Genomic DNA, 22,548 nt, shown 5'->3' on the forward strand with positions numbered 1-22,548 from the left:
ACAAAATTTTCAGACAGTATGGACGCAAAATTGATTTTTATTGGAAGAATTGTGCAAATTTCATAGAAAAATCAGAAACAGGTTGATATCTTTTGAATATTTTAGTAGAATTGAATTCATGATGCAGTGCGGAAAACGGCGGATTTTGGATGACGAATCCAACCGCTGGTTACAGTTACAACATATGTCGATATCGAGGAGACACCGACCGGCATCCGCTTAAAGAAGTATATGGAGGAATATTTCGATCCACGGATTTATATCGCAGGAGAGCTTGGCATCGGACTGAATTCGTGCTCGAACTGCCTCGGCAACTGCTACATTGAGGATGAATCCGCGTATGGAACTTTCCACGTAGGGCTTGGACGCAATATCGCGCTCGGCGGCGTGCAGAATGCGAAAGGCCACTTCGACCTGGTCTGCCGGGAACCCGATATTTTTACCGATAACCGTCAGATTATGGACCGGGGAAAGATTATTGCACCCGAGCCTGTGTTATATTAAAGGACAGAACCAGGAGACAAAAATTAAGAGACAAAAGGAGAAAAGACGATGAAAGTTTTATTAACAGGATTTGACCCATTTGGAGGAGAGAGTGTGAACCCGGCATTCGAGGCCATCAAACTTCTGCCGGATACCATCGCCGGAGCAGAGATCGTAAAAGTTGAGATCCCGACCGAGTTTACCAGAAGTATTTCCTGCGTGGAAGCAGCCATCAAAGAGCACAATCCGGACGTTGTCATCGATGTCGGACAGGCAGGCGGACGCGCATGCGTAACCGTAGAGAAAGTCGGCATCAACCTTGCAGACGCAAGAATCCCGGACAACGCCGGAGAGCAGCCGTCCGATGAACCGCTGCAGGCAGACGGCCCGACCGCATACTTTGCAACGATTCCGGTCAAAGCAATGGTTCAGAACGTCCGCGAACACGGCCTTCCGTGCCACGTATCCTTCACCGCAGGCACCTACGTATGCAACTGCGTCATGTACAATGTGCTTCACCTGTGCGCAACGAAATATCCGAACATCCGCGCAGGCTTCATCCACGTACCGTTCGCATGCGAGCAGGTAGTCGGAAAAGCAAGCACCATGCAAGCATGCCGCTGGAAACGATTGCAAAATCTCTGGAATACTGCATCGAGGCAGTCGTAACCAACAAAGAAGAAGTAAAAGAGGCAATGGGAACGACCCACTAAAGAAGCATTTCAGGCCGTCTTACCGGAAAAAGGTGAGGCGGCCTATATTTTTTGCTTTTTTTCCTTTTGCAAACCATATCTTTTGTGTTACAATAGATTTTGTCAGAATTTTTATGCGAAAGGAACGAAAGAAAATGGAACAGGGTAAAATTTTTAAATTTCATAATGACCTTGATACAGACCAGATCATCGCGTCCCAGTATCTGCTTCTGCCGAATCTGGATGAGATGAAAGGCCATGCGTTTGAATCGTTAGATCCGGACTTTGCAAAAAAAGTAAAACCGGGAGATTTTGTTGTAGGAGGAGAAAACTTTGGCTGTGGTTCCTCAAGAGAGCAGGCGCCGGGTGTTTTAAAAGCATTGGGTGTGCAGGCAGTTATCGCAAAATCCTTCGCCAGAATCTTTTTCCGCAACGCCATCAATATCGGTCTGCCGGCGATTGTCTGTAAAGACCTGCCGGATGCCGTAGAAGACGGGGACACCATGGTCCTCCATATGTCCGAGGGAACCGCAGAGGTGAACGGCAAAACGTACACCTGCACCAAACTGCCGGAATATATGCAGAACATACTGAATCAGGGAGGCTTGATTGCTTCTTTGAACCGCGAGGAGGAGTAAGAACCATGGGAATGACAATTGCAGAGAAAATTATCGCCGCTGCAGCCGGCGTTCCGGAAGTAAAGCCGGGAGATATCCACACCGTAACACTGGATCGTCTGATGAGCAACGACGGAACCACCCATCTGACGGTTGATATGTACCGCAACAAATTAAACCACCCGCACATTGCGGATCCGAAAAAGCTCGTTTTCATCGTCGACCACAACGTTCCGTCCGACAGCCCGAAAACAGCAGCATCCCAGAAAAAGATGCGTGATTTTGCAAGAGAGAACAACATTGACTTCTGGGAAGGAAAAGGTGTATGCCATCAGGTGATGATTGAGAACTATGTCCGCCCGGGCGAGCTGATCTTCGGCGCTGACAGCCATACCTGCTCTTACGGAGCACTCGGCGCATTCGGCACCGGTGTCGGCTGTACCGATTTCCTGTACGGCATGGTAACGGGAACTTCCTGGGTACTCGTACCGGAAAGCGTAAAATTCAATCTTGTAGGAAAACTGCCGGAGGGCGTTTATGCGAGAGATCTGATCCTCACCATCATCGGCGAGGTCGGCGCAAACGGATGCAACTACCAGGTGATGGAGTTTACCGGTGAGGGTGCAAAGACTTTAAGCATCAGCGACCGTATGGCACTTTGCAACATGGCAGTTGAGGCCGGCGCCAAGACCGGTATCTTTGAGGCAGATGAGAAAGCCATCGAGTACCTGAAAGAGCACGGAAGAGAGCCAAAAGAAATCTTTCACAGCGATCCGGACGCAAAATACGTCAGAGAGTACACCTTTGACCTTTCCAAAGTCCGCCCGGTTGTTGCAAAACCGGATTTCGTAGACCGCGTTGTTCCGGCAGAAGAGACCTGCGGAACGCCGATCAATGAAGCATTCCTTGGATCCTGCAACAACGGAAGAATCGAAGATCTCCGCGTCGGCGCAGAGATCATCCGCGGAAGGAAAGTCGCAGAGGGCGTCCGTTTCCTCGTTGTTCCGGCAAGCCAGACGATCTACCGCCAGGCATTAAAAGAAGGCATCATCGACACCTTCATGGAGGCCGGAGCCATTGTGATGAACCCGAACTGCAGCGTCTGCTGGGGAAGCTGCCAGGGTGTCATCGGCGAGAACGAAGTGCTGATCAGCACCGGAACCCGTAACTTCAAGGGCCGTGCCGGTCATCCAAGTTCCAAAGTATACTTGGGCTCTGCCGCAACCGTAACCGCATCTGCAATTGCCGGAAAGATTGCGACCGCAGACCAGATCTGACCATTTTCTTTGAGAGATACATAATATTTTTGGGAGAATAAACATATGGAAGCATTTACAGGAAAAGTATGGGTGCTTGGAGACGATATTGATACCGATATCATTATCCCGACCGAGTATCTTGCTTTAAAGACAATTGACGATATGAAACAGTACGGCTTTTCCCCGCTCCGCCCGGAACTGGCCGGACAGATTGAAAAGGGCGACATCATCGTGGCAGGAAAGAACTTCGGCTGCGGCTCCTCGAGAGAGCAGGCACCGGAGATCATCAAGGCGCTCGGCATTTCCTGCGTTATCGCGAAATCCTTTGCTCGGATCTTTTTCCGCAACTCCATCAATAACGGCCTTCTTCTGATCGAGCAGCCGGATCTGCACGACGATATCAAAGAGGGCGACACCATCACCGTCAAGATGAATGAGCATGTTGATTACAACGGAAAAACATACCCGATCGCAGCTCTGCCGGAGAACCTGATGGATATCATTCAGGCAGGCGGCCTGGTAAAGGCAATGCGCAAGCGCAACGGATTGGATTAAGAGCGGGAGGAAGAAACGATGGGCAATACAGTAATTGAAAAAATCATCCGCCACAACACCGGAAAAGACGTAAAACCGGGCGACATTGTGACGGTCAACGTGGACAGAGTCATGATTCATGATATCTTCATCCCGTTTGTCGGCGATAAATTCGAGGAGATGGGCTTTACCAAACTGTGGGACCCGGATAAAGTCGTTCTGATCTACGACCACCTCGTTCCGGCAAGCCAGGTGGACGATACGAGACATTTCCACAAAGGCGATGAATTTGCAAAGAAATACGGCATGAAAAACGTACACAGAAGCGACGGAATCTGCCATCAGTTAATGACAGAGGCAGGTTACGTAAAACCGGGCGACGTTGTTTTCGGAACCGACAGCCACACGACGACATACGGCTGTGTCGGTGCATTCTCTTCCGGAATCGGCTACACAGAGATGGCGAGCATCCTTGGAACGGGTACGATGTGGATCAAAGTGCCGGAGACGATCAAAGTTGTCATCGAAGGCGAGCTGCCGAAAAATGTGATGTCAAAAGACATTATCCTGCGTCTGATCGGTGACCTCGGTGCAGACGGCGCAACGTACCGCGCACTGGAGTTCTCAGGAAGCACCGTAGAAAATATGACCGTGGCAAGCCGTATGACGATTGCCAACATGGCGATCGAGGCAGGTGCCAAATGTGCACTTTTTACCCCGGATGAGAAGACCGCAGAATACTGCGAGATCGAACTCAATGACTATCAGAAGAGCTTAAAAGGCGATGAGGATGCGAAATATCTGCGCACTATCACTTACCGTGCTGAGGACTTCGTGCCGGTGATGGCATGCCCGTCCCAGGTAGACAAGATCCGTGATACCAGCGTTCTCGAGGGAACCCCGATCGATCAGGTCTTCATCGGTTCCTGTACGAACGGCCGTCTCGAGGATCTGCAGGCGGCAGCCGAGGTTTTAAAAGGCAAAAAAGTAGCCGACTACGTAAAACTGATCGTAACACCGGCAAGCCGCAAGATTTATCTGCAGGCAAGCAAAATGGGCATTCTCGATACACTGGCAGAGGCAGGCGCCATGATTACACATCCAGGCTGCGGTCTGTGCTGCGGAAGAGCGGGCGGAATCCTCTCTGACGGCGAGCGTGTTGTAGCAACGAACAACCGAAACTTTCTTGGAAGAATGGGTACTTCTAAAGTTGAAATTTATCTGGCATCTCCAAAGACAGCGGCAGCATGTGCAGTAGCCGGAAAAATTGTAACGCCGGAAGTGTAAACGAACTTAACAGCAGAAAGGGAAAACAGACGACATGAATGGTTCAATGTTTATCGGAACCTGGTGGGCACTCGTCCCGCCGCTGCTTGCAATTCTGCTTGCATTTGTAACAAAAGAAGTTTACAGTTCCCTGTTCATCGGATCGGCAGTCGGTGTCCTTTTGTACACCGGCTTCCATCCGTGGGATGCGTTCACAAGCTTCTTTGAAATTTTACGGAACAGCATGAACATCAACATTCTGATCTTCGATATCCTGCTTGGCATGGTTGTCGTGCTGATGGCGAAATCCGGCGGCTCGGCGGCGTATGGAAAATGGGCGGGGACGAAGATCAAAACGAAGCGGAGTGCGCTTCTGGCAACGATGGGGCTTGGTGTTCTGATTTTTGTGGATGACTATTTCAACTGTCTGACAGTCGGCTCTGTCATGCGCCCGGTCACGGACAGCCACAAGGTTTCCCGCGCGAAACTCGCATACATCATCGACTCCACCGCAGCGCCGATCTGTATTATCGCGCCGATCTCAAGCTGGGCGGCAGCCGTCAACTCGTATGTGCCGGCGGATGCGGGAATCAGCGGATTCCAGCTGTTTCTGCGGACAATTCCGTATAACCTGTATGCGATCCTTACAATTGCGATGGTCTTTTACATCTGCTACACCGGCTTTGATTTTGGTCAGATGAAGCTCCACGAGGATAATGCCGCCAAAGGTGATGTTTTCACGACCGGAGGCGAGGAGTTTGAGCAGGTTTCCGAGCAGGAGGTCAATCCGAACGGAAAAGTCATCGACCTCGTGCTCCCGGTTGCCGTACTGATTGTATCAGCGATCGGAGCGATGGTTTACACTGGCTTCCTCGGCGGCGCGGACAATGTGATTTCCGCGTTCGCAGGATGTGATGCAGAGACGAGTCTGATTTTTGCCTCCGTCGTGACGATCCTGTTTATGATGGCGCTGTATCTGCCGCGGAAGGTCATCACCTTCAAGAGCTTTATGGACAGCCTGTCCGAGGGCTTCAAGCTGATGGTTCCGGCGGTTACGATTCTCGTCTTTGCGTGGACCTTAAAAGGCGTCGGTGATGCGATGGGCCTGGCCCAGTTTGTCGGAAGCGTCGTGGGAGACCATGCATCCGCAAGTATTTTTATCCCGGTGGTGCTGTTCGCCGTGGCGGTGTTCCTTTCCTTTTCGACGGGAACCTCCTGGGGAACGTTCGCGATTCTTGTGCCGATTGCAACGGGCATGTTCGCCGCCGGAACAAATCTGGAGATGATGATTATCTCGGTATCCGCCGTCCTGGCAGGGGCGGTCTGCGGTGACCATATTTCGCCGATCTCGGATACGACGGTTATGTCAAGTGCGGGTGCGCAGAGCAACCATCTGAACCACGTATCGACGCAGATGCAGTATGCGGCCGTTACGGCGTGTGTCTGCCTGGTGGGATATCTGATTGCAGCCGTGACCAGAACGTGGTGGATCACACTTGGCGTCAGCCTTCTTCTTCTTTTGGCTGTTTTAACCGGAATGCGCAGATTTTGCGCAAAAAAAGCGGAAAACGGCAAAAAATAAAAAAGAAAACAGAAAAACGCGTGAAATGCTTGACGGGAGAGAAAAAGAACCGTATACTAAAAAATAGAACAAATATTCACAGGACAACGGTGTCCTGCAAAGAAGAAGCGGAACGCTTTTGGAGCAGGAATGTGAATTGGAACAGAAGGAATTGGATTTTTCAAAGTCCAGTTCCTTCTGTTTATCTCTGTTAAAATTGCATCGGAGCTGTGAAATGCAGGAGAAGAAAGGAGGCATTCCGGGGCGAAAACGCTTTGGAAAAGGGAAGGACTGTTATGGTCAGAAAGATCATAGCAGACAATGGCAAAAACAAAAAGAGGGAGAAAATATATGATATTTGGAAAGTACATTAACAAATACTACCTGAAGAATGCGCCCATTCTGATTCTCGGTCTTGCAGCGCTGATTCTCGTAGATTATTTCCAGCTTTTCATACCGGAGCTGTACCGCATGGTCATCAACGGCATGAACGGCGACCCTGTTCTGGTCAACGGCCAGGCGGCGGTGTTTGATATGGAATTTCTGCTGGATCAGGTCTGCCGGCCCATGATTATTACCATTATCGTCATGGTAGTCGGCCGTTTCCTGTGGCGAGTCTGCTTTTTCGGCTCCGCAATCCGCGTGGTGACCGATCTTCGTACCTGCATGTTCGCGCACAGCAAGGAGCTGTCCCAGGAGTATTATCAGGTCAACAAAGTCGGAAACCTGATGAGTCTTTACACGAACGATCTCGATACCGTGCAGGAGTGCTTCGGCGACGGTATTCTGATGTTCTGCGATGCGCTGTTTTTAGGCCTGCTTGCCGTGATCAAAATGTGGCGCATGAACCACTTCCTGACCGGCCTTTCCATGATCCCGATGGCATTTCTGATGGCCGCCGGTACAACGCTCGGCAAATACCTGATGAAAAAGTGGGAAGAGCGCCAGGCGGCCTTTTCCGAGCTGTCCGATTTCGCGCAGGAAAACTATTCCGGTCTTGCTGTCATCAAAGCATTCGTCAAAGAGACGAAAGAGCTGATGATGTTCCGTAGACTGAACCGCGAGAACGAGGACATCAACGTAGAATATACCAAAATTTCCACACTGCTGAACATTATGGTAACGCTGTTCGTCGAGTCCGTCATCTGTGTAATCTTAGGCTACGGCGGCTATCTCGTTTACTGCGGAAGCTTCGACGCCGGCCAGCTTGTCGAGTATATCGGCTATTTCTCGGCCGTTGTATGGCCGATCATGGCGGTCTCCATGCTGATCGAGAAAACATCCCGTGGAAAAGCGTCCTTAAACCGTATTACGGAACTGCTTGACGCAAAAGTCGATGTGAAGGACCGCGGCGGTGTGCAGGATCTGCCGTCCATCCATGGAAAAATCGAGTTCCGCAATCTGACCTTCCGCTATCCGGACGGGGAGTACGATGTGCTGAAAAACGTATCGTTTACCATTGAGCCGGGCGAGAGTGTCGGCATCGTCGGAAAGACCGGTTCCGGAAAAACGACCATCGTCGATCTGCTGCTCCGCACCTACAACGTGCCGGACGGAACGCTGTTCATTGATGACCACGATGTCAACACCGTTTCCATCCACACCGTGCGTGAGGGCTGTGCCTACGTGCCGCAGGACAACTTCCTGTTCTCCGACACGATTTCCGGCAATATTTCCTTCGCCTTTGATGACGAAAACCAGGAGGCCATTGAGGATGCGGCGATGATGTCCGATGTCCATGACAATATCGCAGAGTTCAAAGAGGGCTACCGCACCGTTCTTGGCGAGCGCGGTGTGACGGTTTCCGGCGGACAGAAGCAGCGAATCTCGATTGCGCGTGCGCTGATGAAACACGCACCGATTCTGATTCTCGACGATTCCGTTTCTGCGGTCGATACCAAAACAGAGCGCACGATTCTCGACAATCTCAAAAAACGTGAGGGACTGACGACAATTCTGATCGCACACCGGATTTCAACGGTGGAGCAGATGGACAAGATCGTGTTCGTCGAGGACGGAGAAGTCCATGCAGTCGGAAAACACGAGGATCTGTACCGGACCTGCACGGCGTACCGCAAGATGGTCGATCTGCAGAAACTTGAAGAGGAAGCGGGGGAGGAGTAGAAATGCACAATTATTATCCGATTCTCTGGGTCGGCGCGATCATCGGCGTGATTTCCACCCTGCTGATTGTGGCCGCGTTTGTAGTGAAAGATGGAGAAAAAGAAACCGGCTTTGAGCGGAACATGAAAGACAGTGAAATCATGCAGCGTCTGATGGATTACGCAAAGCCGTTTTACCGCCAGTTTATCGTTGTTGGTTTTCTGATGCTGTTTTCGATCGCGTACGATATCATTTCGCCGCTGATCGTCGGCAAAATTGAGGAGCTCGTCGTTGGAAAATTCGCGCTGAATACCCTGATTCTGTGGGTAGCGGGCTATGCGGCAATCCTTCTTGTCTCGATGGCGTGCACGTATTTCCAGGCCGTGATTCTGCAGAAGACGGGTCAGAAAATCATTTCCAATATGAGGGAGGATCTGTTCGTCCACATCGAGCGCCTTTCCCACGAGCAGTTAAATGAGATTCCGGTCGGAAAGCTTGTCACGAGAACGACAAACGATACGAACGCGATTTCGCTGATGTTCACCAATCTTCTGGTCAATCTTCTGAAGAACTTCTTCGTGATCATCGGTATTCTGATTGCGATGCTGTTTCTGAACTATGAGCTGACGCTGATGGTGCTCTGCTTCGTGCCGTTTATCATGCTGTTCTCGATTATTTTCCGCAAATTCTCGCGAAGAGCACACCGGAAAGTAAAAGACTGTACTACGGACATCAACACGTATCTGTCGGAGAACCTTTCCGGTATGAAAATCACACAGATCTTCAACCGCGAGGATGCCAAGATGCGCGAGTTTACCGACAAGAGCAACGCACTCGGCCGCGCACAGCAGGAGCAGATTTTCGTGTTTGGTATTTTCCGTCCGCTCGTCTACATGCTGTATATCAGCTCCGTGCTCTGCCTTTTGTATTTAGGCGGCAAGGGCTATCTGGAGGGAACGTCGTTCCTCGGCCAGACGCTTACCAGCGGTATGATCGTCAGCTTTTACATGTATATTTCAAAATTCTTCAACCCGATCCAGAACCTGGCGGAGCAGTTCAACTGGCTGCAGTCTGCATTTGCATCCGCCGAGAAAGTATTCTCGATTCTGGATCTTGAGCCAAAAATGCAGGATGCGCCGGATGCGATCGAGCTTACCGGCATCAGGGGTGAAATTGAGTTCCGCGACGTATGGTTTTCCTATATCCCGGGCGAGTGGGTGTTAAAAGGCGTTTCGTTCCACGTCAATCCGAAAGAGACAATCGCATTTGTGGGTTCCACCGGTTCTGGAAAATCGACGATTCTTTCCCTGATCTGCCGGAACTACGAGTTCCAGAAGGGTGAGATTCTGATCGACGGCATCGACATCCGAAGGATCAAGATCGATTCCCTGCGGAAAAAATTCGGCCAGATGCTGCAGGATGTCTTTCTGTTCTCGGGAACGATCCGTAGCAACATTATTCTCCGCGAGGAGGGGATTTCCGATGAAGAGATCATGGACGTCTGCCATTACGTGAATGCTGACCAGTTTATCAACAAGCTGGATCACGGCCTCGACGAGCCGGTGCGGGAGAGAGGAAACAACTTCTCCGCCGGACAGCGCCAGCTTCTCTCGTTTGCGCGTACCATCATCCATAAGCCTTCGGTCATGATCCTTGACGAGGCGACGGCGAACATCGACACCGAAACCGAGCTTCTGATCCAGGATTCCATGGAAAAGATGAAGAACATCGGAACGATGCTGATCGTAGCGCACCGTCTTTCGACGATCCAGCATGCGGATGAGATTATCGTACTGTCCCACGGAAAAATCGTGGAGCATGGAACGCATCAGGAGCTTTTAGCAGCGCAGGGAAGATATTACCAGCTCTACACGCTGCAGTACCACCGCGAGCAGAGTGAGAAACAGAGAGGAAGAAAGTAAGAAAATTTTAGAACAATAAAGACAATTTACAAAAAGGGAGAAATTTTGTTTGTGCAAAGTGACAAAATTTCTCCTTTTTTTTACGGTGTATCATATTAAAATGATTTTAAATCAATATAGTCATATGAAAAAAATATGAGCATAATACGATATCCGTTTTTCCATCTCAAAAAGCGGGCGGTTATAATAAGGGAAGCAAAACGGCAGGCACCAAAAAGCCGGGCCGTCTGTTGAAAGAAAGGGAAAATTTATGGAAAAGAAAGCAAGCCTTGTAGGACGCCTGCTCTCGGAAAATCAGATGTCGGAAGCATTTATCAACAGTATGTTTCTGGCGCTGTCCGGCGGTTTTCAGGATGCCTACACGTACAATTGCAGAGATGAAGTATTCTCAAATGCCCAGACGGGAAACGTTGTGCTGATGAGCCAGAACTTTCTGGAAGGAAACTTTACGGCAGGTCTTCGGTATCTCTTCCCGATCCTCTTTTTTGCGATGGGTGTATTTCTGGCAGAAAATTTCCAGGAGCATTACCGGTATGCAAAGAGGCTGCACTGGCGCAGGTACTTCTCGCGGCGGAAATTGTGATCCTTGCGATCGTCGGATTTATTCCGTCTTCTTATAATATGCTCGCGGCGATGCTTGTATCGTTTGCGTGCGCGATTCAGGTACAGACCTTCCGCAAGGTCGGCGGTTATTCGTATGCAAGCACCATGTGCATCGGAAACCTGCGAAGCGGAACCGCAGCGCTGTCTATGTATATGCGGGATAAGAAAAAAGAACAGCTCCGTCAGGCCGGATACTATTTCGGCGTGATTCTGGCTTTCGCCATCGGCGCCGGAATCGGAGGCGTGTTCTCCATGCTGTATGGAATCCATGTAATCTGGATTTCCTGCGGACTTCTTCTGGTGAGCTTCCTTCTGATGTCACTGGAAAAGTACCGCTGAGAAATAAGAGAGAGTGAAGAAAGAAGGCTGAAAAAATGGAAGTATTTCTGGAGTGCTGTATGACACTGTTCTTTTCAGCGGCCATGCTGCTGCTGATCGTCCGCCTGGCAAAGGGTGAGGAGAAAAACATGATGTTTGCGCGTGTGTTCTCCCTGGCGTCCAACGTCGGTTTCTGGATTGGAATTGTCCGCATCGCTGTGCTGAACCGGAGCGGATTTCTGATGTTTTTCTACATCACAGGCGCAATGCTTTCCTACACGGCGATGGTATTTGCCATGCCGCACAAAAAAGAGCAGATTGCCGGACAGCAGGCATAAATAAAAAAGAGACCCTGTATACGGGAAGGATGGAGCAGCGATGTTCCGTCCGCCGGTAGACAGGGTCTTTTTCTGTTTCAAACAAAAGTTCATAAAATCTTATACGCGTTCCAGAAGCTCCTCGATCAGCTCTTTTGCCGCCGCGTTCTGGTGCTGCCGCGGGTTGATGATAAGACAGATTTCACGTTTGGGGGCCTCCTCGATGAGCGGAATCCGACAGACGGTACGGCTCTTTAAGGCATCGCGTGCCAGCTCCTCCGGATAAAATCCGATGCCGAGGTTATACTCGACCATAGGAAGAATCTGATCCGTCGTCGCCGCCTCCATATCGGGGTGGAAGGCGAGGTTGTGATTCAGAAAGTACTCGGCGTACAGCTCCCGCGTGCCGGTGTCTTTGGCAAGCGAGATAAAAGGATATTCTGACAATTCGCCGAGATGATGCGGCTCTGCGGAAAGGGATGCATATTTCGATCCGCCGATCAGAATTTCCTGGAATGGGAAAATCGGGATCTTGTGCAGCGGTTTGCGGATTTCCACCGGGCTTGTGACGACTGCGAAGTCGACCAGACCGTTTTCGAGCGCCTGGATGGCCTGCGGCGTCGAGTGGTTGGAGATGCGCAGGCGGACGTGCGGATAGCGGGTGTGGAAGTGCTCCAGGCGGGAGAGCAGCATCAGACGAAGTGCCGTCTCGCTCGCACCGATTGTGATAAGGCCGCTCTCAAGAGACCGCTCAAGAGCCAGCTCCTCCTCAACCGTGCGGAGCTGTTCGTAGGCAACGGCCACACGCTCATACACCTTTTCGCCCTCCGCTGTCAGTGTGACACCCTGGTGGGAACGGATAAAAAGTTTGCAGCCAAGCTCACTTTCCAGATTGTTCATGCACCGTGTGATGTTGGGCTGGTTGTTTTTCAGAATTTCCGCGGCTTTTGTAAAGCTGTGATATTGTGCTACGAAGTAAAAAATGCGATAATAATCATATGTAATCATAAAAACCTCCGAAGGATGAAGAAGAAAAAATCATCCATGATTGCTTCAATATAAAATACATGCGCCGGGTTGTCAAGGGATTTCTGAGGATGGTCCGGCCGGATTGTGCGGGGGATGGCAGAAGAGAAGTGGAAATTTTTTGAAAAAACACTTGCAAAATACCCGGACAGGGTATATAGTGTAGAAGAAAACAAGATACCCCATTAGGGTATATGAAATAGAAAATCCAGAACTACAGAAAGGAAGACATACGATGGAACAGTACAATGTAACCGGCATGAGCTGCGCCGCCTGCCAGACCCGTGTCGAAAAAGCCGTGTCAAAGGTACCCGGTGTCACATCCTGCGCAGTCAGCCTTCTGACAAATTCCATGGGCGTGGAGGGAACGGCCTCCCCGGCAGAGATTATTGCCGCCGTGGAAAATGCAGGCTACGGTGCGTCGAAAAAAGGCGAGAAGGGAAGCACATCACAGTCGGCTTCCACAGCAGAATACGAAGAGATGCTGAAAGACAAGGAAACACCGGTCATGAAACGCCGTCTGTTGAGCTCCGTTCTTCTTTTGATTCCGCTCATGTATTTCTCCATGGGCCATATGATGTGGGGATGGCCGCTGCCGAAATTCTTTGAAGGAAATCACATCGCAATGGGACTGGTACAGCTCCTGCTTACCATTGCGGTCATGGTCATCAACCAGAAATTCTTTATCAGCGGTTTCAAGAGCCTCTGGCATAAAGCACCGAACATGGACACGCTGGTAGCGCTTGGTTCTACCGCATCGTTTGTATACAGCGTCTACGCCCTGTTTGCCATGACGGGAGCGCAGGTACAGGGGGACATGGATGCAGTCATGAGCTATATGCATGAATTTTACTTCGAGTCCGCAGCCATGATTCTGACCCTGATTACCGTCGGAAAAATGCTGGAGTCGATTTCCAAAGGAAAAACGACCGATGCGTTAAAGAGTCTGATGAAGCTGGCTCCGAAGACCGCCGTTCTCTTAAGAGACGGAAAAGAAGTGGAAGTCGGCATTGATCAGGTGAAAAAGGGCGATCATTTCATCGTCCGCCCGGGCGAAAATATTCCGGTGGACGGCGTTGTCCTGGAGGGAACGAGTGCCGTCAACGAATCCGCGCTGACTGGCGAGAGTATTCCGGTGGATAAAGAGGCCGGCGACCGCGTATCGGCGGCGACCTTAAACCAGTCCGGTTTCCTGACCTGTGAGGCGACGAGAGTCGGAGAAGACACAACACTCTCCCAGATCATTCAGATGGTCAGCGATGCGGCAGCGACAAAAGCGCCGATCGCCAAAGTGGCCGATAAAGTTTCCGGTATTTTTGTGCCGGCCGTTATCTGCATTGCACTTGCTACGATTGTGATCTGGCTGTTTGCAGGAGAGAGCGTCAGCTTTGCTCTTGCAAGAGGTATTTCCGTTCTCGTTATCAGCTGCCCGTGTGCGCTCGGCCTTGCAACACCGGTTGCGATCATGGTCGGAAACGGAATGGGAGCAAAACACGGAACGATGTTCAAAACCGCAGTTTCTCTCGAGGAGACAGGAAAAACACAGATCGTTGCACTCGATAAGACTGGAACCATCACAAGCGGAGAGCCGCAGGTAACCGATCTTGTCCCGGCGGACGGTGTAAGTGAGGAGGAGCTTTTAAAAGGTGCCTTTGCACTGGAGCGGAAAAGTGAGCATCCGCTGGCCCGTGCGATTCTTGCACTTGCAGAGGAAAAAGGCCTGGCCCGCGAAGAAGTCAGTGATTTCTCTGCGCTTCCTGGAAACGGCCTTGTGGCAAAACGGAACGGAAAAGAGCTCTGCGGAGGCAACCGCGCACTGATTACGAAAAAAGCGGTTCTCGCGAAACAGATGGAAGAGCAGGCAGCAAAACTTTCCGAAGAAGGAAAGACACCGCTGTTCTTCAGTGAAGATGGAAAGATGCTCGGTATGATCGCGGTTGCGGATGTCATCAAAGAGGACAGCCCGCGTGCGGTGAAAGAGCTGCAGAATATGGGAATCCGTGTCGTGATGCTGACCGGAGACAATGAGCGCACCGCGCGTGCCATCGGCGCTGAGGCGGGTGTGGACGAAGTCATTGCAGGCGTTCTGCCGGATGGAAAAGAAGCGGTCATCAGCCGCCTGAAAGAAAAAGGAAAAGTAGCGATGGTAGGAGACGGCATCAACGATGCACCGGCTCTGACCAGTGCGGATATCGGTATTGCCATCGGAGCAGGAACCGATATCGCGATCGATGCGGCAGACGTTGTCCTGATGAAGAGCCGCCTCTCCGATGTACCGGCAGCGATCCGCTTAAGCCGTGCGACCCTCAGGAACATTCACGAGAATTTGTTCTGGGCCTCATTTACAATATCATCGGTATTCCGCTGGCTGCGGGCGTATGGATCCCGCTGTTCGGCTGGAAGCTGAACCCGATGTTCGGTGCGGCGGCGATGAGCCTTTCGAGCTTCTGCGTTGTGACAAACGCCCTGCGTCTGAATCTGTTTCGGATGCACGACGCGTCAAAAGATAAAAGAATCAAAAACGAAATTCTAAAGGAGGATCTGAACATGACAACAGAACAGGGAATGGTAAAAACCATGACAATCGAGGGCATGATGTGCGGCCACTGCGAGGCAAGAGTGAAGAAAACACTTGAGGCAATCGAGGGTGTTGCATCCGCAGAAGTAAGCCATGAAAAAGGAACAGCCGTTGTAACACTGACAGCTCCTGTATCAGACGATGTGCTGAAAACAGCCGTAGAGGCACAGGATTACACCGTAAAAGGAATCCAGTAAAACAGGAAACGTTGAGAAAAGGGAAACGCGCCTGGAATGAAAATTTCCGGGCGCGTTTCTTTTTTTTACCAGATATAGCAAAAATATTGCAATTTGTTCGGAATTTTCGTGACAAAAGGACAAAAATCCGTTAGGATAGAGAAAAAGAAGAGCAAAAACAAAAGGGTTTTTAGGATCAGGAGGTTTTTACATTATGACAGAGTACAGACTTGCAAAGCCGGAAGAGTGGGAGGACTGCATCGAACTTGCAAACTACGTGTTCAGCACGGCACACCGTCCGCACGACTTTGAGCAGTTAATTCCAAGGGTTTATCAGGCAGGACCGGAAATGGCACGGATCCACCGCGTCGCTGTTGCGGAAAACGGCAGACTCCGGGCCGAGATTGCGGTGCTTCCGCAGCAAATGGCAGCAGGGGGTAAGCTGCTCCGCGCAGGATATGTGGGAAGCGTTTCCGTGCATCCAAAGGCAAGGGGCGAAGGCCACATGAAGCGTCTTCTTGGCGACTGGATTACGGATCTGGAAGGAACGTGTGATCTTCTGGCACTGGACGGCCAGAGACAGCGGTATGCCTACTTTGGCTTTACGCCGGGAAGTGAAAAATACACGTTTTACCTGGATGTGGCAAATGTGCGCCATACCTGGAAAAACGGGGAACTCTCCGCTTACACCTTTGCGCCGCTGTTTCCGGAAAACGGCGAAGCGGACGAAGAGGCGGCAGCCTTTGCAAAGAAGCTGAATGAGGAAAAACCGCTTTACGTGGTAAGAGAGGATGTGAAAGCCTGCCTGAAAACGTTCGGCGAGCAGGCAATTGCAATCTGGAAAAACGGTGAGCGGATCGGATATCTGGCACTTTGCGGCGGAAACCAGGTTGTGGAAGCAGAAGTGTTGGAGGAACAGGATTTCGTTCCTGCACTTGCCGCTTATTTAAAAGAAAATGCGCTTGACTCTCTTTTCATTTCCATTCCGGTGTATGAGACCGGAAAAGCAGCAGCGTTATCGGAAGTCTGCGAAGGCTTCACAAAAGAGCGCTGCGGTTCCGCGATGTACCGCATTTTTGAGTTTGCAGACGTCATCGAGGCAATGCTGACCATGAAAGCAGAGACGATGGGCATCAGCGATGGAACGTGGTCTGCCGTACTGGAGGGACAGCCGCTGACCGTGACGGTAAAAGATGGAACTGTGACCGTGACACGGGAAGCCCATCCGGGGGCAGATGTACTCAACCGGGAGCAGGCGCAGGAACTGCTTCTTTCACCGCTGGCAAGTAAGGGAAGCAAGGTTCCATCTGAAATCTGGAAGAACATTCCATCCGACTGGTTCCCGCTTCCGCTGTACTGTGCGACGGCAGACGAATTTTAGGCAATGACTGTTGGGAGGCAGAGAAATATGAACGAGACAGCGAAACGAGACAGAAGAGACGAAAAAGAAGAAATCCGGTACCATGTGATTTTCTACGGCCAGGTGCAGGGCGTGGGGTTCCGTTACCGGGCGTATTATGCTGCCTACCAGCTCGGGCTGACAGGCTGGGTGAGAAACTGCTGGGATGAGACGGTGGAGATGGAGGTGCAGGGTGATGAGGAGACGATCACGGAGATGATCAAAAGGATCCGCACCTCCAGCTACATCGAAATCACGGATGCAAAATGGACGAAGATTCCGCTGGAATCGGAATTCGGTTTTCATATCCGTTGATCAGGGCTGTTTTTTCTCTTTTTCCGGAATTTCGACGAGAATGATATCGTTGCCGATCTGGCAGATGCGGTCCCATGGGATCACAAAATCCTCGCCGTGGCAGAAAAAGCCGCAGAATTTCACAGGACCCGGAAGAACGAGTCCGGTAAGATGTCCCGTTTTTGGATTGAATTCCACATCAATCGGACAGCCGAGCGTTTTGCAGGTGCAGATATTGATAACTTCTTTCTGGCGGAGATCTACAACGCGCATGCGGTGCTCCTTTTTACTGATTCCTATGGAAAAACATATGCGAAAATGTTGCTGCAGTTGACTTGAATTTCACGGAAAAATGCGTATACTGTAAAAGTAGAAAACTTTCCGAAATACTTATTTAGAAACGAGGACGAAAGATATGAGATGTCCATTTTGTAATCAGGATAATACCCGGGTTGTGGATTCACGCCCGATTGAAGACAGCAATGCGATCCGCCGCCGCCGGATGTGCGATGTCTGCGGCAGACGCTTTACGACATACGAAAAAGTGGAGACGATCCCTTTGATCGTCATCAAAAAAGATATGAACCGCGAGCAGTATGACCGCTCGAAAATCGAGACCGGCATCCTGCGCGCCTGCCACAAACGGCCGGTGTCCGCCGAGAAGATCAACGAGATGGTCAACAAGGTGGAGACGGAGCTTTTCAACGGCGAGGAACGCGAGATTCCAAGCTCTGTGATCGGAGAGAAGGTCATGCATTACTTAAAAGACCTGGATCAGGTGGCGTACGTCCGCTTTGCGTCGATTTACCGTGAGTTCAAGGACGTCAACACGTTCATGGACGAGCTGAAAAAGATGCTCGACAAATAGCGGGAGGCAAAAAATGGAAGTGTCGAACTATATTAAAATGCGTGATCAGATGCAGGAACGTTTTCTGACATACGATCAGAAGGAGATCGAAGGAAAGTATGGCTTTGCGTTTGATGACGATTATTTCTATGTGCCGTATCTTTTTGAAGAATGGAGAGTGAACCGCCATACCGGCGTTGCAGAGGGCTCAAAAGACCATTTTCTTCATGTACATCAGGGCAGTTTCAATGAGACGCTGACGATTTTCGACCTGCTCTGCTGCGGAAAGAAGGAGATTGTGCTCGCCGGCACGTATGCGCGTACCAGTTCCTTAAAGGGAACGATCAAAGGCCGCACGATTGCGTCCGGCGTTCACGACAGCCGCGCCGCACGGTATGACGGGCATGTGGAACAGCTGAAAAAAGCATGCGTTTCCCTTGGCGGAAAACCATATTTCCCGGGAGACGCTGCTTTTGTTTTTCATGTCTTTCCGTTTCTGCCGCTCGTCTTCCAGTTCTGGGAGTCCGATGAGGAATTCCCGCCGGTGCTGAAGTTTATGTGGGATGAAAACGTCCTCGATTATCTGCGGTTTGAGACGCTGTATTACGTGATGGGAGATTTCCTGGACGCACTGGATCAAGCCTTCGATGCATGTAAAACAGAAGCCTGATACCTTTTGTGAGACAAAATCTTACGAAAATTTTTCGAATGTTTATAAAAATTTCAGTATACGAATCCCCTGGTTTAATGCTATAATGAGCGAAAGTGAGTAAAAAAAGAGAAGAGAAAGGGGAATGCATATGGCTTTTAGCATGAAAGTAACACCGGAAATAGAGGAACTGACAAACATCTGTCTGGATAACTCCAAAATGGATGTTTCGCTGTATGGGCAATACGATGTAAAACGCGGACTGCGCGATATCAACGGCGTTGGCGTCCTTGCGGGACTGACACAGATTTCAAACGTTGTGTCTTCGGATATCATTAACGGCGTCAAAACGCCGTGTGACGGACGTCTGTACTACCGCGGCATCAACGTGGAAAAACTGACCCAGGGCTTTTTAAGTGAAAACCGTATGGGATTCGAAGAAGTTGCGTATCTGCTCTTATTTGGAAATCTGCCGAATGAAGAGCAGCTCAATCATTTTAAGACAATCTTAAAACAGCAGCAGTCCCTGCCGAAGAACTTTGTGCGTGACGTTGTTATGAAAGCGCCGACCAAGGACATGATGAACACTCTGTCCCGAAGCGTTCTGACCCTGTACGCGTACGACAACCACGCAGATGATACCTCCCTTCCGAATGTGCTTCGCCAGTGCATTAACCTGATTTCTGTTTTCCCGATGCTGTCCGTCTATGGCTATCAGGCGTACAACCATTATATCAAGGGAAAAAGTTTATATATCCACAATCCGTCGAAGAAGCTTTCCACCGCAGAAAACATTCTGCTGATGCTCCGTCCGGATCAGAAATACACCCCGCTGGAGGCGAAGATCCTCGATCTTGCCCTCGTCCTCCACATGGAGCACGGCGGCGGTAACAACTCGACCTTTACAACACATGTTGTTTCTTCTTCCGGAACCGATACGTACTCCGTAATTGCAGCGGCGCTCGGCTCCTTAAAGGGACCGAAGCACGGCGGTGCAAACATCAAGGTTGTGCGGATGTTCGACGATATGAAGTCACACGTCAAAGACTGGACGGATGAGGAAGAAGTATCGAATTACTTAAGAAAGCTGCTGCACAAAGAGGCGTTCGACCAGAAAGGTCTGATTTACGGTATGGGCCATGCGGTTTACTCCATTTCCGACCCGCGTGCGCGCATCTTCAAAACCTTCGTTGAGCAGCTGGCAAAAGAAAAACACAGAGAGAAAGATTACCGGCTGTACGCTATGGTCGAGGAACTGGCTCCGAAGATCATCGGCGAGGAGCGCCATATTTACAAAGGTGTATCCGCAAACGTCGACTTCTACAGCGGCTTCGTTTACAGCATGCTGGATCTTCCGCTGGAGCTCTACACCCCGATGTTCGCCTGCGCGCGTATCGTCGGCTGGAGTGCACACCGGATGGAGGAACTGATCAACACCGACAAGATCATCCGCCCGGCGTACAAGAGTGTCAAAGATGAAGTGGACTATGTTCCGCTGGAAAACAGATAAAACAGGCAGAAGGGCCGGAGCGTGTCGGGATTTTCCGATCTGCTCCGGCATTGCTCTGTGCGGGAAGTAATGTGTCATTGTGAAAAATAGGAGAGTGCAGGAGAATGAATGAGACAAAAAATTACAGCATAACAAAATCCGGAGCAGTCATACTGGAAGGAGGGGCCAATCGCGGCGTCTTTACAGCAGGAGCGCTGGACTTTCTGATGGAGCAGGAGTATTATATCCCTCATGTGATCGGCGTTTCCGCCGGAGCCTGCAATGCGCTGGACTATGTATCGCGCCAGATTGGCAGAACGAGGGACTGTATGATTGTCACGGATGAGAAAAACCGCTACGTCAATAAGAATATCAAGACAATCGTTGAGAAAAAAGCACTGCTCGACATGGATATGGTGTTCGAACGGTATCCGTATGAGGTTTTTCCATTTGATTTTGATACGTATTTTGCATCGCCGCAGACGTGTGAGCTGGTTGTGACAAACTGTGAGACGGGACGCGCGGAATATCTGGATGACCGCGAAAATAAAGAACGTCTGCTTGCAATTGGCCGTGCATCATCGAGCATGCCGATCGCCTGCCCGATGGTGGAGATCGACGGAAACGAGTACGTCGACGGCGGTGTTGCCGATTCGATCCCGATTATTCGTTCCTTAAAGACGGGACACCGAAAAAATGTCATTATTCTGACACGGAATTTCGGTTACCGCAAAAAAGAGGGGACGAGAGGCTGGGAGCTGTATGTGGCGGCATTCCGCAAATACCCGAATCTCGTGCGTGCGCTTGTAAACCGCGCGAAACATTATAACCAGGTGCTCGAATGCATCGAAAAATGGGAAGAAGAAGGCTCCGTCTTTGTGATCCGCCCGGAGATACCGGCGGTATCGCGTCTCGAAAAGGACGAGGAGAGGCTGCGGGAATTTTACCAGCACGGCTATGACCAGATGAAAGCAAATTTTGAGGCTCTGCAGGAGTTTCTGAAAGAAGAATAAAGTTACTGTATAAACGAAAAGAGGATTGGAGAAAGAAGATGAGTGGAAAAAACCAGAAGAACCGGGGAACTATACTGATGCGGATGTTTTACCCGGACCGGAGAGAAAAAAGTGCCTATACGATCGATTACGCGGATCTGTACCGGAAAGGATACCGGGGCGTGATTTTTGATATCGATAATACGCTTGTTCCGCACGGTGCGCCGGCGACGAAGGAGGCGGCTGCGTTCTTTGCGTCTCTCCGGGAGACTGGTTTTTCCACCTGTCTGCTTTCCAACAATCAGAAACCGCGCGTGGCTCCGTTTGCCGATGCGGTCGGTTCTATCTATATCGAAAATGCGCACAAGCCTTCGGTGAAAAACTACCAGGAGCATGCCGGAGAATGGGGATCAAAGAGGAGCAGGCGGTCTTTGTCGGGGATCAGCTTTTCACCGATGTGTACGGTGCAAAACGGACCGGACTTTACAATATTCTGACCGAGCCGATCGATCCGAAAGAGGAAATTCAGATCGTTCTGAAACGGTATCTGGAACACATTGTACTGTTCTTTTATGAGCGTGATCTGGCCCGCGGCAGGATTACGAAAAAAAACAGTTGAAAAATCGGGAAAAATATTATATTATAAGATAAGCCTATGGTGCGCATTTGGCGCATCGTACTATGTTAAGGAGGAAAAATCAGAATGATTTCAGCAGGAGATTTTAGAAACGGCGTTACCCTCGAGATCGATGGTCAGGTCGTTCAGATTCTTGAATTTCAGCATGTAAAACCTGGTAAAGGAGCTGCATTCGTAAGAACCAAATTAAAAAATGTCATCAACGGTGGTGTAGTAGAGCGTACCTTCCGTCCGACCGAGAAATTCCCGCAGGCTCGTATCGAGCGTGTAGACATGCAGTATCTGTACAGCGATGGCGATTTATTCTACTTCATGAACGTAGAAAACTATGAGCAGATCGCTCTGAACGAAGAGACCATCGGAGATGCTCTGAAATTCGTAAAAGAAAACGAAATGGTTAAAGTATGTTCCTACAACGGAAATGTATTCGCAATCGAGCCGCCTCTGTTTGTAGAGCTTGAGATCACCGAGACTGAGCCAGGCTTCAAGGGAGATACTGCACAGGGTGCTTCCAAACCGGCTACCGTTGAGACTGGTGCTACCGTAAGCGTTCCGCTGTTCGTAAACCAGGGAGACAAAATCAAAATTGATACCAGAACAGGTGAATATCTGTCCCGTGTATAAGTAAGAATGTTCCCGCCGTTGTCCGTCACAACTTTCTTTGTGGCGGACATGGTTTTCTAAATAAATAGAATATTCGTCTGAAAAATGGCTGATAAAGGCTGTCGGAAGCAGCCCGGGCCCGTTTTTCTCATCGTTCGAAGTTCCGCGAACCAACGAATCTCT

At 50.2% G+C, this 22,548-nt stretch carries 18 protein-coding genes and 4 pseudogenes; 20 read left to right on the top strand and 2 right to left on the bottom strand.

Annotated elements, in window-relative coordinates; translation table 11 throughout:
* Positions 1–231: 231 nt before the first annotated feature.
* The 11 genes and pseudogenes from DW965_RS05690 (at position 232) to DW965_RS05740 (ending at position 11,696) form a co-directional block, all read left to right on the top strand.
* Positions 232–504, top strand: a complete 273-nt coding sequence (locus DW965_RS05690) for a hypothetical protein (RefSeq protein WP_055228473.1) — start codon at positions 232–234, stop codon at positions 502–504.
* 48 nt (positions 505–552) lie between these two features.
* Positions 553–1,196 (top strand): annotated as a pseudogene (pcp, locus tag DW965_RS05695) (pyroglutamyl-peptidase I).
* A 134-nt stretch (positions 1,197–1,330) separates the two neighbouring features.
* Positions 1,331–1,813, top strand: a complete 483-nt coding sequence (locus DW965_RS05700; RefSeq protein WP_055218301.1) for a LeuD/DmdB family oxidoreductase small subunit — start codon at positions 1,331–1,333, stop codon at positions 1,811–1,813.
* Between the two features lie 5 nt (positions 1,814–1,818).
* A complete protein-coding gene (locus tag DW965_RS05705) occupies positions 1,819–3,069 on the top strand; it encodes a 3-isopropylmalate dehydratase large subunit (protein WP_118718952.1) in 1,251 nt (416 codons plus the stop codon).
* 45 nt (positions 3,070–3,114) lie between these two features.
* Positions 3,115–3,606, top strand: a complete 492-nt coding sequence (locus DW965_RS05710) for a LeuD/DmdB family oxidoreductase small subunit (RefSeq protein ID WP_022462500.1) — start codon at positions 3,115–3,117, stop codon at positions 3,604–3,606.
* Between the two features lie 18 nt (positions 3,607–3,624).
* Positions 3,625–4,872, top strand: coding sequence for a 3-isopropylmalate dehydratase large subunit (locus tag DW965_RS05715; protein WP_118594684.1), 1,248 nt, complete (start codon positions 3,625–3,627; stop codon positions 4,870–4,872).
* Between the two features lie 34 nt (positions 4,873–4,906).
* Entirely contained in the window at positions 4,907–6,433 is a 1,527-nt protein-coding gene (locus DW965_RS05720) for a Na+/H+ antiporter NhaC family protein (RefSeq protein ID WP_118659115.1), read from the top strand.
* Positions 6,434–6,763: 330 nt separating this feature from the next.
* Entirely contained in the window at positions 6,764–8,536 is a 1,773-nt protein-coding gene (locus DW965_RS05725) for an ABC transporter ATP-binding protein (RefSeq protein WP_158568301.1), read from the top strand.
* Positions 8,537–8,538: 2 nt separating this feature from the next.
* Positions 8,539–10,437 carry an ABC transporter ATP-binding protein gene (locus DW965_RS05730; RefSeq protein ID WP_119198134.1) on the top strand — a complete coding sequence of 633 codons (1,899 nt, stop codon included), beginning with the start codon at positions 8,539–8,541 and terminating at the stop codon, positions 10,435–10,437.
* A 322-nt stretch (positions 10,438–10,759) separates the two neighbouring features.
* Positions 10,760–11,379: pseudogene (locus tag DW965_RS05735) on the top strand (YoaK family protein).
* Between the two features lie 35 nt (positions 11,380–11,414).
* The gene (locus DW965_RS05740; protein ID WP_022462506.1) at positions 11,415–11,696 is read left to right on the top strand and encodes a hypothetical protein; all 282 of its coding nucleotides are present in this window, start codon (positions 11,415–11,417) and stop codon (positions 11,694–11,696) included.
* 99 nt (positions 11,697–11,795) lie between these two features.
* On the opposite strand, the gene DW965_RS05745 is transcribed toward DW965_RS05740, so the two are convergent.
* Positions 11,796–12,683 carry a LysR family transcriptional regulator gene (locus DW965_RS05745; protein ID WP_117509122.1) on the bottom strand — a complete coding sequence of 296 codons (888 nt, stop codon included), beginning with the start codon at positions 12,681–12,683 and terminating at the stop codon, positions 11,796–11,798.
* Positions 12,684–12,936: 253 nt separating this feature from the next.
* Here DW965_RS05745 and DW965_RS05750 point away from each other — a divergent pair.
* The 3 genes and pseudogenes from DW965_RS05750 to DW965_RS05760 all read left to right on the top strand — a co-directional run bounded on the left by DW965_RS05750 (position 12,937) and on the right by DW965_RS05760 (position 17,169).
* A pseudogene (locus DW965_RS05750) lies at positions 12,937–15,476 on the top strand (heavy metal translocating P-type ATPase).
* A 193-nt stretch (positions 15,477–15,669) separates the two neighbouring features.
* Positions 15,670–16,836 carry a GNAT family N-acetyltransferase gene (locus DW965_RS05755; RefSeq protein WP_119198135.1) on the top strand — a complete coding sequence of 389 codons (1,167 nt, stop codon included), beginning with the start codon at positions 15,670–15,672 and terminating at the stop codon, positions 16,834–16,836.
* A gap of 27 nt (positions 16,837–16,863) precedes the next feature.
* A complete protein-coding gene (locus DW965_RS05760; RefSeq protein WP_022462510.1) occupies positions 16,864–17,169 on the top strand; it encodes an acylphosphatase in 306 nt (101 codons plus the stop codon).
* Here the strand turns inward: DW965_RS05760 and DW965_RS05765 are convergent, their stop codons facing one another.
* Positions 17,170–17,421, bottom strand: a complete 252-nt coding sequence (locus DW965_RS05765) for a YlmC/YmxH family sporulation protein (protein ID WP_022462511.1) — start codon at positions 17,419–17,421, stop codon at positions 17,170–17,172.
* A 142-nt stretch (positions 17,422–17,563) separates the two neighbouring features.
* Between DW965_RS05765 and nrdR the strand changes: the two genes are divergently transcribed.
* The 6 genes and pseudogenes from nrdR to efp all read left to right on the top strand — a co-directional run bounded on the left by nrdR (position 17,564) and on the right by efp (position 22,386).
* Positions 17,564–18,016, top strand: a complete 453-nt coding sequence (gene nrdR / locus DW965_RS05770; protein WP_022462512.1) for a transcriptional regulator NrdR — start codon at positions 17,564–17,566, stop codon at positions 18,014–18,016.
* Between the two features lie 13 nt (positions 18,017–18,029).
* Positions 18,030–18,665: a DUF3786 domain-containing protein gene (locus DW965_RS05775; protein ID WP_022462513.1), complete on the top strand. Its 636-nt coding sequence runs from the start codon at positions 18,030–18,032 to the stop codon at positions 18,663–18,665.
* Positions 18,666–18,795: 130 nt separating this feature from the next.
* A complete protein-coding gene (locus tag DW965_RS05780) occupies positions 18,796–20,154 on the top strand; it encodes a citrate/2-methylcitrate synthase (RefSeq protein ID WP_022462514.1) in 1,359 nt (452 codons plus the stop codon).
* A gap of 104 nt (positions 20,155–20,258) precedes the next feature.
* On the top strand, positions 20,259–21,146 hold the full coding sequence (locus tag DW965_RS05785; RefSeq protein WP_022462515.1) for a patatin-like phospholipase family protein: 888 nt from the start codon (positions 20,259–20,261) through the stop codon (positions 21,144–21,146).
* 74 nt (positions 21,147–21,220) lie between these two features.
* Positions 21,221–21,744: pseudogene (locus tag DW965_RS05790) on the top strand (YqeG family HAD IIIA-type phosphatase).
* Positions 21,745–21,828: 84 nt separating this feature from the next.
* On the top strand, positions 21,829–22,386 hold the full coding sequence (gene efp / locus DW965_RS05795; RefSeq protein WP_022462517.1) for an elongation factor P: 558 nt from the start codon (positions 21,829–21,831) through the stop codon (positions 22,384–22,386).
* Positions 22,387–22,548 lie beyond the last annotated feature (162 nt).

The organism is Blautia sp. AM47-4, assembly GCF_003479865.1.
GTDB classification, from domain to species: domain Bacteria; phylum Bacillota; class Clostridia; order Lachnospirales; family Lachnospiraceae; genus Fusicatenibacter; species Fusicatenibacter saccharivorans.